Annotated in this window: 12 protein-coding genes; 8 read left to right on the forward strand and 4 right to left on the reverse strand. The window is 70.4% G+C overall.

Annotated elements, in window-relative coordinates:
* Positions 1-60 precede the first annotated feature (60 nt).
* From IE145_RS23445 to IE145_RS23455, 3 genes are all read left to right on the forward strand, one after another.
* Positions 61-1,206, forward strand: coding sequence for a GAF domain-containing sensor histidine kinase (locus tag IE145_RS23445; protein ID WP_189527411.1), 1,146 nt, complete (start codon positions 61-63; stop codon positions 1,204-1,206).
* The gene (locus IE145_RS23450) at positions 1,199-1,843 is read left to right on the forward strand and encodes a response regulator (RefSeq protein ID WP_189527412.1); all 645 of its coding nucleotides are present in this window, start codon (positions 1,199-1,201) and stop codon (positions 1,841-1,843) included. Before IE145_RS23445 ends, IE145_RS23450 begins: the two co-directional genes overlap by 8 nt.
* Before the next feature lie 149 nt (positions 1,844-1,992).
* Positions 1,993-2,244: a chaplin family protein gene (locus tag IE145_RS23455; protein WP_189527413.1), complete on the forward strand. Its 252-nt coding sequence runs from the start codon at positions 1,993-1,995 to the stop codon at positions 2,242-2,244.
* Positions 2,245-2,424: 180 nt separating this feature from the next.
* On the opposite strand, the gene IE145_RS23460 is transcribed toward IE145_RS23455, so the two are convergent.
* A complete protein-coding gene (locus IE145_RS23460) occupies positions 2,425-3,216 on the reverse strand; it encodes an Rv1486c family protein (RefSeq protein ID WP_189527414.1) in 792 nt (263 codons plus the stop codon).
* A gap of 144 nt (positions 3,217-3,360) precedes the next feature.
* Here IE145_RS23460 and IE145_RS23465 point away from each other — a divergent pair, with 144 nt between their 5' ends.
* The 4 genes from IE145_RS23465 to IE145_RS23480 all read left to right on the forward strand — a co-directional run bounded on the left by IE145_RS23465 (position 3,361) and on the right by IE145_RS23480 (position 6,691).
* The gene (locus tag IE145_RS23465) at positions 3,361-4,158 is read left to right on the forward strand and encodes an ABC transporter ATP-binding protein (RefSeq protein WP_189527415.1); all 798 of its coding nucleotides are present in this window, start codon (positions 3,361-3,363) and stop codon (positions 4,156-4,158) included.
* A gap of 106 nt (positions 4,159-4,264) precedes the next feature.
* A complete protein-coding gene (locus IE145_RS23470; RefSeq protein ID WP_189527416.1) occupies positions 4,265-4,693 on the forward strand; it encodes an NfeD family protein in 429 nt (142 codons plus the stop codon).
* A 165-nt stretch (positions 4,694-4,858) separates the two neighbouring features.
* A complete protein-coding gene (locus IE145_RS23475) occupies positions 4,859-5,839 on the forward strand; it encodes an SPFH domain-containing protein (protein ID WP_003970005.1) in 981 nt (326 codons plus the stop codon).
* A 78-nt stretch (positions 5,840-5,917) separates the two neighbouring features.
* Positions 5,918-6,691, forward strand: coding sequence for a sulfite exporter TauE/SafE family protein (locus IE145_RS23480; protein WP_189527417.1), 774 nt, complete (start codon positions 5,918-5,920; stop codon positions 6,689-6,691).
* Positions 6,692-6,754: 63 nt separating this feature from the next.
* Here IE145_RS23480 and IE145_RS23485 read toward each other — a convergent pair whose 3' ends face one another.
* From IE145_RS23485 to IE145_RS23495, 3 genes are all read right to left on the reverse strand, one after another.
* The gene (locus IE145_RS23485) at positions 6,755-7,267 is read right to left on the reverse strand and encodes an HNH endonuclease (RefSeq protein WP_189527418.1); all 513 of its coding nucleotides are present in this window, start codon (positions 7,265-7,267) and stop codon (positions 6,755-6,757) included.
* Positions 7,268-7,405: 138 nt separating this feature from the next.
* Positions 7,406-7,942, reverse strand: coding sequence for a YbhB/YbcL family Raf kinase inhibitor-like protein (locus IE145_RS23490; protein WP_189527419.1), 537 nt, complete (start codon positions 7,940-7,942; stop codon positions 7,406-7,408).
* 90 nt (positions 7,943-8,032) lie between these two features.
* The gene (locus IE145_RS23495; protein ID WP_189527420.1) at positions 8,033-8,815 is read right to left on the reverse strand and encodes a sporulation protein; all 783 of its coding nucleotides are present in this window, start codon (positions 8,813-8,815) and stop codon (positions 8,033-8,035) included.
* Between the two features lie 87 nt (positions 8,816-8,902).
* Here IE145_RS23495 and IE145_RS23500 point away from each other — a divergent pair, with 87 nt between their 5' ends.
* Positions 8,903-9,556 carry a DNA-3-methyladenine glycosylase gene (locus tag IE145_RS23500; RefSeq protein ID WP_189527421.1) on the forward strand — a complete coding sequence of 218 codons (654 nt, stop codon included), beginning with the start codon at positions 8,903-8,905 and terminating at the stop codon, positions 9,554-9,556.
* Positions 9,557-9,926 lie beyond the last annotated feature (370 nt).

Genomic DNA, 9,926 nt, shown 5'->3' on the forward strand with positions numbered 1-9,926 from the left:
GCGCCGAGCACCGACCCGGGCCCGATACGACCGCCAGGCCCCCGCCGGTACGGTGATCCCATGAGTCATCGCCCACCGTCGGGCCTCGCCGCGGTGAGTGCCGCGCTCCTCGCCATGAGCCGGCACCTCGAAGTGGGCGACGTCCTGAAGACGATCGTCGCCTCCGCCCGCGAGCTGCTCGACGCCCAGTACGCGGCCCTCGGCGTCCCGGACGACCACGGCGGCTTCGCCCAGTTCGTGGTCGACGGCGTCAGCGACGAACAGTGGAAGGCCATCGGCCCGCTGCCCCGCCAGCACGGCATCCTCGCCGCGATGCTCCACCAGGCGAAGCCCGAACGCCTCGCCGACGTCCGGCAGGACCCCCGCTTCGGCGGCTGGCCCGACGCACACCCCGACATGTCCGACTTCCTCGGCCTGCCGATCACGGACGGCGACGAGATCATCGGCGCGCTCTTCCTCGCCAACAAGATGTGCCCCAAACCCGAGGGCGGCTGCGGCTTCACCGCCGAGGACGAGGAACTGCTCTCGATCCTCGCCCAGCACGCGGCGATCGCCCTCACCAACGCCCGCCTCTACGAACGCAGCCGCGAGCTGACCATCGCCGAGGAACGCTCCCGGCTCGCCCACGAGCTGCACGACGCGGTCAGCCAGAAGCTGTTCTCGCTCCGCCTCACCGCCCAGGCCGCCGCCGCCCTCGTCGACCGCGACCCCGGCCGCGCCAAGGGGGAGCTCCAGCAGGTCGCCGCCCTCGCCGCCGAGGCCGTCGACGAACTGCGGGCGGCGGTGGTGGAGCTGCGTCCGGCCGCCCTCGACGAGGACGGTCTGATCGCCACCCTCCGCACCCAGATCCAGGTCCTGGACCGGGCGCACACCGCGGAGGTCGTCTTCGAGAGCTGCGGGGTGCGCGCGCTGCCCGCCGCCCAGGAGGAAGCGCTGCTCCGGGTCGCCCAGGAGGCCCTCCACAACGCCCTGCGCCACTCCGGGGCGGAACGCGTGAGCGTCACCCTGGCCCGGCGCGGCCCCGCCACCGTCCTGCGCGTCACCGACGACGGGGACGGGTTCGACCCCACCGCCGTCCGACGGGCGGGCCGCCACCTCGGCCTCGTCTCCATGCGCCACCGGGCGAACAGCGTCGGCGGCCGACTCACCGTTGTATCGGAGCCCGGCAAGGGCGCCACGATCGAGATGGAGGTCCCCGGTGGCTGACAAGATCATCAGGGTGTTGCTGGTCGACGACCATCAGGTGGTCCGCCGCGGACTGCGCACCTTCCTGGAGATCCAGGAGGACATAGAGGTCGTCGGCGAGGCCTCCGACGGCGCGGAGGGCGTGGACCGGGCCGAGGAGCTGCGCCCCGACGTCGTGCTGATGGACATCAAGATGCCCGGCACCGACGGTATCGAGGCGCTGCGGCGCCTGCGCGAACTCGACAACCCGGCCAAGGTCCTCATCGTCACCAGCTTCACCGAACAGCGCACCGTGGTCCCCGCCCTGCGCGCCGGAGCCTCCGGTTACGTCTACAAGGACGTCGACCCGGACGCCCTGGCGGGGGCGATCCGCTCGGTCCACGCCGGACACGTCCTGCTCCAGCCCGAGGTCGCCGGGGCCCTCCTCGCCCAGGAGGACGCGGGCACCGGCACAGGCCGGGGGAGCACGCTCACCGAACGGGAACGCGAGGTGCTCGGCCTCATCGCCGACGGCCGCTCCAACCGGGAGATCGCCCGGGCCCTCGTCCTCTCCGAGAAGACGGTCAAGACCCACGTCTCGAACATCCTGATGAAGCTCGACCTGGCCGACCGCACCCAGGCGGCGCTGTGGGCGGTACGCCACGGAGCGGTGGGCTGACGCAGCAGCCTCGGGTGCGGGTTCCCGCCCGGACTGAGATTCATACTGTCGGGTGTATGTCACCCGAACGGCGCATCCTCCCGGGCGGCACGGCGTTCTCCAGGGCGTGCTGCGGCGGTTCGCCGCAGCCTTTCCAGGAGGAGCCTGAAGTGAAGAACCTGAAGAAGGCCGCCGCCGTCACGATGATCGCGGGCGGGCTCATCGCCGCCGGCGCCGGCGCCGCCTCCGCCACCGGCCACAGCGGTGCCGACGCCCACGGCGTGGCCACCGACTCCCCGGGCGTCGCCAGCGGCAACCTCGTGCAGGTCCCGGTGGCCGTCCCGGTGAACGTGGTCGGCAACACGGTCAACGTGGTGGGCCTGCTCAACCCGGCCTTCGGCAACCTCGGCCTGAACCACTGACCAGCCCCCCTGACGCCGGAAGCCCCGCCCGCTGTTCCAGCCCGCCAGGCGAGCTGTTCCAGCCCGTCCGGCGCTTGAGGACGGAACCCTCAGGGCGGGGCTCCCGCACACCAACGGGCTCCCCGCCCGAGGGGTCCCCTTCCAGCCCGTCCGGCGCTTGAGGACAAGAGGCCCGCGGGCCTACCGCCGTACCTCCCCGCCCTCCACATACGCGTTGTACGCCGCCACCAACGCCCGCCGAGCCACCCGCTCCACCGGCCGCAAAGCCTCCCCCCGCGCCGCGATCTCCGACGCGCTCACCGCACTGCCGTGCCCGTTCTCGTACGCCACCGAGACGAGCAGCCCCACCCGCTGCGCCATCTCCAGCACCCGCACCGCCCGCGGCGGATACCCGGGCGCCAGCACCTCACGCCCGCCACCCCGCTCCACCCGCGCCCGGTAGGCATCCACCGCCGCCTCCGCCACCGGCCCGGAACCAGCCACGTCCAGCCGCGACAGAACCGCCGTCGCGTCCCGCAACGCCTCCGCCAGCTCCCGCTCCGCCTCACCCAGCGACGGCACATCCGCGGGCGGCGCCTCCCGCACCGGCAGCACCCGCCACACCACCTCGACGTGCAGATCCCCCTCCGGCCCGGCCTCGCTCACCTCCGGCACCAGCCCGTACGGCACCCCGTACGCGACCACGGCCTCCTCCGCCTCCAGCGCCCGCGCGTTGAAGTCCGGCGGACCGCTCAGCCCCAGCGGATGCCCCGGCGCCGGCAGCGCCACCCGGAAACCGGTCGCCCCGAGCCCCCTCAGCCGGCCGAGCGCCAGCGTGAGCCCGACCGGCCCCGCCTCACCCGGCAGCCCCGCGACCCGGTGCACCGCGTCCTCTCCGACAATCGCGAGGGCCGCCTCGTCGGGCGAGACGAGTCCCGCCAGAAGCGCGTTTCCCCAAGCGGCCAACAACCCTGAACGTGGTTCGACAAGCATGCCCACAGCCTAGGGAACGCCCGGACCGTGCCTGGCGTACGGACCTCACGCCCGAACCACTCGCGCGGTGGCGTAGGTTTTCCCTGGGAGCCGTGCCCACCGGCACGCGACGATCGACGAGACTGCTTGGGGAGACAACGCGCCATGAGCGATGTACTGGAGCTGGTGGACGTATCCGTGGTCCGCGACGGACGCGCTCTGGTGGAAGACGTCTCCTGGTCGGTCAAGGAGGGGGAGCGCTGGGTCATCCTGGGCCCCAACGGCGCCGGCAAGACGACCCTCCTCAACCTTGCGTCCAGCTACCTCTTCCCCAGCAAGGGAGCGGCGACCGTCCTCGGCGAGAAGCTCGGCGGCGTGGGCACCGACGTCTTCGAGCTCCGCCCCCGCATCGGCATGGCGGGCGTCGCGATGGCCGACAAGCTGCCCAAGCGCCAGACCGTGCTCCAGACCGTCCTCACCGCCGCGTACGGCATGACCGCCACCTGGCACGAGAACTACGAGGCCGTCGACGAGGAGCGCGCCCGCGCCTTCCTCGACCGCCTCGGCATGACCGAGTACCTGGACCGCAAGTTCGGCACGCTCTCCGAAGGAGAGCGCAAGCGCACGCTCATCGCCCGCGCCATGATGACCGACCCCGAACTGCTGCTCCTCGACGAGCCCGCCGCCGGGCTCGACCTCGGCGGGCGCGAGGACCTCGTCCGCCGCCTCGGCCGTCTCGCCCGCGACCCGTACGCCCCCTCCATGATCATGGTCACCCACCATGTCGAGGAGATCGCCCCCGGGTTCACCCACGTCCTGATGATCCGCCAGGGCAAGATCCTCGCCGCCGGCCCCATGGAGACCGAGCTCAGCTCCCGCAACCTCTCCCGCTGCTTCGGCCTGCCGCTCATCGTCGAGCACACCGGCGACCGCTACACCGCCCACGGCCTCCCGCTCTCCTGACCGAGGCCGCCGCACGAGGCCATCGCACCCCGACCGGCAAGCGGTTCACCGCAGTTGACCCCCGTGCGCCCTGTCGGTGACGCACCGACAGTCCTACGATGACCATGTGGACATCGACGCATGGGTGTGGTGGCTGATCGGCGCGGTGGGACTGGGCATCCCCCTCGTCCTGACCGCGATGCCCGAATTCGGCATGTTCGCCGTCGGGGCGGTGGCCGCATCGGCCGTCGCGGCCCTCGGCGGCGGAATCGTCGCCCAAGTGCTGGTCTTCGTGCTGGTCTCGGTCGCGCTGATCGCCGTCGTGCGCCCGATCGCCGCCAGGCACCGGGCCGGACAGACCGGGCAGGCCAGCGGCATCGACGCCCTGAAGGGCCGTCAAGCGGCCGTGCTGGAGCGGGTGTCGGCCGACAGCGGCCGCATCAAGCTCGCCGGCGAGGTCTGGTCGGCCCGCTCCTACGACCCCGACCAGGTCTTCGAGCCCGGCACCCAGGTCGATGTCGTCGACATCGACGGAGCGACGGCCGTCGTCATGTGACCGAAGCCCGCACGGGGCGGGCCCACGTCTGCCAGACTCGAAGTCGATCATGTCGATCATCACGGAGATCCGGACCGGCCCGCAACACGCCGGCCACCGGCCACGCCTGAGGACCGACCCCGATATCCGCGATCCACCGGCCAACCGAAGGACACGAAAGACACCATGAATGCGATCGTCATCGTCCTGATCATTCTGGTGGTGCTCGTCTTCATCGCCCTGATCAAGACGATTCAGGTCATCCCGCAGGCCAGCGCCGCCATCGTCGAGCGATTCGGCCGCTACACCCGCACCCTGAACGCGGGCCTGAACATCGTCGTTCCGTTCATCGACTCGATCCGCAACCGGATCGACCTGCGTGAACAGGTCGTGCCCTTCCCACCGCAGCCGGTGATCACCCAGGACAACCTGGTCGTCAACATCGACACCGTCATCTACTACCAGGTGACCGACGCCCGCGCCGCGACCTATGAAGTGGCCAGCTACATCCAGGCGATCGAGCAGCTGACCGTCACCACCCTCCGCAACATCATCGGCGGCATGGACCTGGAGCGGACCCTCACCTCCCGCGAGGAGATCAACGCGGCCCTGCGCGGCGTCCTCGACGAGGCGACCGGCAAGTGGGGCATCCGCGTCAACCGCGTCGAGCTCAAGGCGATCGAGCCGCCCACCTCCATCCAGGACTCGATGGAGAAGCAGATGCGCGCCGACCGCGACAAGCGCGCCGCGATCCTCACCGCCGAGGGCATCCGGCAGTCCCAGATCCTCACCGCCGAGGGTGAGAAGCAGTCCGCGATCCTGCGCGCCGAGGGTGAGGCCAAGGCCGCCGCCCTGCGCGCCGAGGGCGAAGCCCAGGCCGTCCGCACCGTCTTCGAGGCCATCCACGCCGGAGACCCGGACCAGAAGCTCCTCTCGTACCAGTACCTCCAGATGCTCCCGAAGATCGCCGAGGGAGACGCCAACAAGCTCTGGATCGTGCCCAGCGAGATCGGCGACGCCCTCAAGGGCCTCAGCGGAGCCTTCGGCAACCTCGGCGGCGGCGTACCCGGCTTCAACACCGGCGGCGACGGCGGAAACGGCGGCGGCCCCAAGGGCGGCATCCCGGCCCCCGCGGTGGAGCGCCGCGAGGAACCCCCGGTCTCCTGAGCCGGAATCCCCTTCGGGCATGATCAGTGAGGCCCCTCGACCTTCATGGCGGGGAGGCGTCACTGACCACCGAAGGAGATGGCCTTGTCCATCTGGGAAATACTCGCCGTCTTCGCGGCCGGGGTCGGAGCGGGCACGATCAACACGATCGTCGGCTCCGGCACCCTGATCACCTTCCCCGTCCTGCTCGCCACCGGCCTCCCGCCGGTCACCGCGACGGTCTCCAACGCGCTGGGCCTCATCCCCGGCTCCATCAGCGGAGCCATCGGCTACCGCAGGGAACTGGCCGGCCAGCGCCGCCGCATCATCAAACTGGGCATCGGAGCCGCCATCGGCGGCCTCACCGGAGCCACGCTCCTGCTCGCCCTGCCCTCCACGGCCTTCGAGACGATCGTCCCGGTCCTGGTCGCCATGGCGCTCGTCCTGGTGATCCTGCAACCACGCATCAGCAAAGCCGTGCAGCGCCGCCGTGAACACACCGGCGCCGTGGCCCGCACCGACGGCGGCCCGCTCCTGTTCACCGGCCTCATGCTCGCCAGCGTCTACGGCGGCTACTTCACCGCCGCCCAGGGGATCATCTACCTCTCCCTGATGGGCATGCTGCTCGACGACACCATGCAGCGCCTCAACGCCGTCAAGAACGTCCTGGCCGCCATCGTCAACAGCATCGCCGCGCTGTTCTTCCTCTTCGTCGCCCACTTCGACTGGACGGCCGTCCTCCTCATCGCGGTCGGCTCGGCCATCGGCGGCCAGATAGGCGCCAAGGTCGGCCGCCGCCTGAGCCCCACCGTCCTGCGCGCCCTGATCGTCGCCGTCGGCACGGTGGCCATCGTCCAGCTGCTGCTCCGCTGACCGACGGTGGGCCCGCCCCCACCGAGGGACGGGCCCACCTCTACGTCATCAGGCGTACGCCGGCTAAGCCGCCGCTACCGCCCGGTCCAGCCACTCCGGCAGCTCCGCCCGGTCACCCGCCCCCATCGCCAGCAGCATCGCCTCGGCGGGGGAGGGGACGAACGGCTGCCTCAGCAGCGGCATCCCCGCCTGCTCCGGCGTACGGGCAGCCTTGCGGTGGTTGTCCTCGGCGCAGGAGGCCACCGTGTTCAGCCAGGTGTCCTGCCCGCCCTGGGCACGCGGCACCACGTGGTCGACGGTGGACGCCCGCCGCCCGCAGTACGCGCACCGATGCTGGTCCCGGATGAGCACACCCCTTCTGGACCACGGGGCCTGTCTTCGGAACGGCACCCGTACGTACCGGCAGAGCCTGATCACCCGGGGCGCCGGAATGTCCACGGCGGCACCGCGCATACGGAGTTCGGGATGCGACTGCTCGACGACGGCCTTGTCCGTCAGGATCAGGACCACCGCACGGTTGAGGGTCACTGTCGACAGCGGCTCGAAGCTCGCGTTGAGAACCAACGTGTCACGCATCCTGCCCACCTCCCGTGTGCCGCCCGCCCCCTGGCAGGCCCGGATCAACTCTGGCTGGGCAGGCCGCGATGGACAACGCAATAAAAAATGCCCTGCTCTGGTCTCTCCAAGACCAGAGCAGGGCAAACAGCAGACGAACTAATCGCCGGCGGGAGCCTGGTACTCACCGATCAGCTGCGCACGCCCGAGCGTGTGGAACCGGAGGTTGAACCCGACCACCGCGGGCGAGGAATCACTGTCGATCCCGAGCTTCTCGGTGTCCACCGCGTACACGGTGAACACATACCGGTGGTTCTCGCCGGGCGGCGGCGCGGCACCGCCGAAATCCTTCGACCCGTAGTCGTTGCGCGCCTGGACGGCGCCCTCCGGCAGCCCCTTGAACTCCCCGCTGCCCGCACCGGCCGGCAGCTCGGTCACCGACACCGGGAGGTCGAAGAGCACCCAGTGCCAGAACCCGCTGCCCGTCGGCGCGTCCGGGTCGAAGCACGTCACGGCGAAGCTCTTGGTCCCCTCGGGGAACCCCTCCCACCGCAGCTGCGGCGACGTGTTCCCTGCCGCAAGCACCTGGGCGTCACCCAGCACGGCCCCCGGCGCGAGGTCGTCGCTCACCACGGTGAACGCCGGCACCTCCGGATGGAAGTCGTGCGGCAGCGGGGCCCTCTTCGACTCGGTCACGTCCGGCACCTCTCCTGATCGGTTCGTCCGCCTTCTTACCCGACTGTAGGGGGCGTACGAGCACCGCCGCTCCGGAGGGCGTACAGCCGCTCAGAGCCAGTTGCGCTGACCGCCGACCTGGGCCAGCCACTGGTTGAGGTACGCCGCCCAGTCGGTCTGCTGGTAGTCGTGCAGCCCGACCTTGAACGCGCGGTAGGAGTCGCTGCCCTCGCTGAACAGCCCCGGCTTCTTGTCCATCTCCAGGACGACGTCCATCTCCCGGTCGTCGGCGACGAAGGTCAGCTCCACCTGGTTCAGCCCGCGGTACTGCGTCGGCGGGACGAACTCGATCTCCTGGTAGAACGGCAGCCGCTGACGCGTCCCCCGGATGTGGCCGCGCTCCATGTCCGCGCTGCGGAAGCCGAAGCCGAGCTGACGGAAGGCGTTGAGGATGGCCTCCTGAGCCGGCAGCGGGTGCACGTTGATCGGGTCCAGGTCACCGGAGTCCAGCGCCCGGGCGATCTCCAGCTCGGTGGTCACACCGATGTTCATCCCGCGCAGATGCTGGCCGCCGAACATCGTGATCGGCGTCTCCCACGGGATCTCCAGGCCGAACGGCACCACGTGCACCGCGCCCGGCTGCACCTCGAAGGCGCCGCCGAGGTTCAGCTTGGTGAACTCGATGTCCTGCTTGGTCTCCTGGTCGCCGCCCTCCACCTCGACCCGCGCCTGGAGCCCGACGTTGAGCCCCTCGATCTGCTGGGCGACCGAACCGCCCTGGATCCGCACCTCACCCTGGACGACCCCACCGGGGACGACATTCACCTCGGTGAGCTCGGTCTCCACCGAGGCACCGCCGGCACCCATGCTCGCGAGCAGCCGCTTGAAGCCCATAGTCACTCCTTCTAGGTCCTGACCCCTACATACGCGCCACGACGGTAGCCGGTTCCCGTCGCGGCGATCCCAGTACCCTCGGACGCCATGACCAAGAACCCGGACCGCACCCCGCTGACGCGGGACTTCTTCGCCCGCGACGTCCTGGAGGTCGCCCCCGACCTGCTGGGCCGCACCCTCGTACGCCGGGAAGCGGCGGGCACGATCGAGCTGCGCCTGACCGAGGTGGAGGCGTACGCGGGCGAGATCGACCCGGGCTCGCACGCCTTCCGCGGCCGCACCGCCCGCAACAGCGTGATGTTCGGCCCGCCCGGCCACACGTACGTCTACTTCACGTACGGGATGTGGCACTGCCTCAACCTGGTCTGCGGCCCGGACGGCCACGCCAGCGGAGTCCTGCTCCGGGCCGGCGAGATCAACGTCGGCGCCCACCTGGCCCGCGACCGGCGCATCTCGGCCCGCAACGACAAGGAACTGGCCAAAGGCCCGGCCCGCCTCGCCACAGCCCTCGACGTCGACCGCGACCTGAACGGCAGCGACCTCTTCGGCGGCCCCACCCCCGCGCTGTCCATCCTGCACGGCACCCCGCCGTCCCGTGACCTCGTACGCAGCGGCCCCCGCACCGGAGTGGGCGGCGACGGAGCCCACCAGCCGTGGCGCTTCTGGATCGAGGGAGACCCCACGGTGAGTCCCTACCGCGCCCACGCGCCGCGCCGTCGGCCGAGCCGTAAGGCGACTTGACGCGCCCTCGGCGGACGCCTAATGTAGTCCGAGCCGCTTGACACGGGTACAGCTATCGGCACAGTCCATCGGACCGGACCGAGCCACTCGAAGCGGCCACACCACTACCTACGACTCACCCTGGCGGGTGCGAATTCGGCATGCCCGTAATTCGCCCTATCGGCTCGATTATGAGCTGCCATGAGAATCGGTTAACGTAGTGGACACGCCGAAAGGCAAGGCCACTCCACAGGCCACCGGAAATCGAATTCGGACCGGAAACGGAACGAAAAAGAGTCTGGTAAAGTTGGAGCCGCCGGAAAGGGAAAGCGCGAAAGCGGAGAACCTGGAAAGCGAAACTGCACGGCCCGCTTCGACCGGGAATCGGACA

Source organism: Streptomyces sindenensis (genome assembly GCF_014649035.1).
In the GTDB taxonomy this organism is placed as follows: domain Bacteria; phylum Actinomycetota; class Actinomycetes; order Streptomycetales; family Streptomycetaceae; genus Streptomyces; species Streptomyces sindenensis.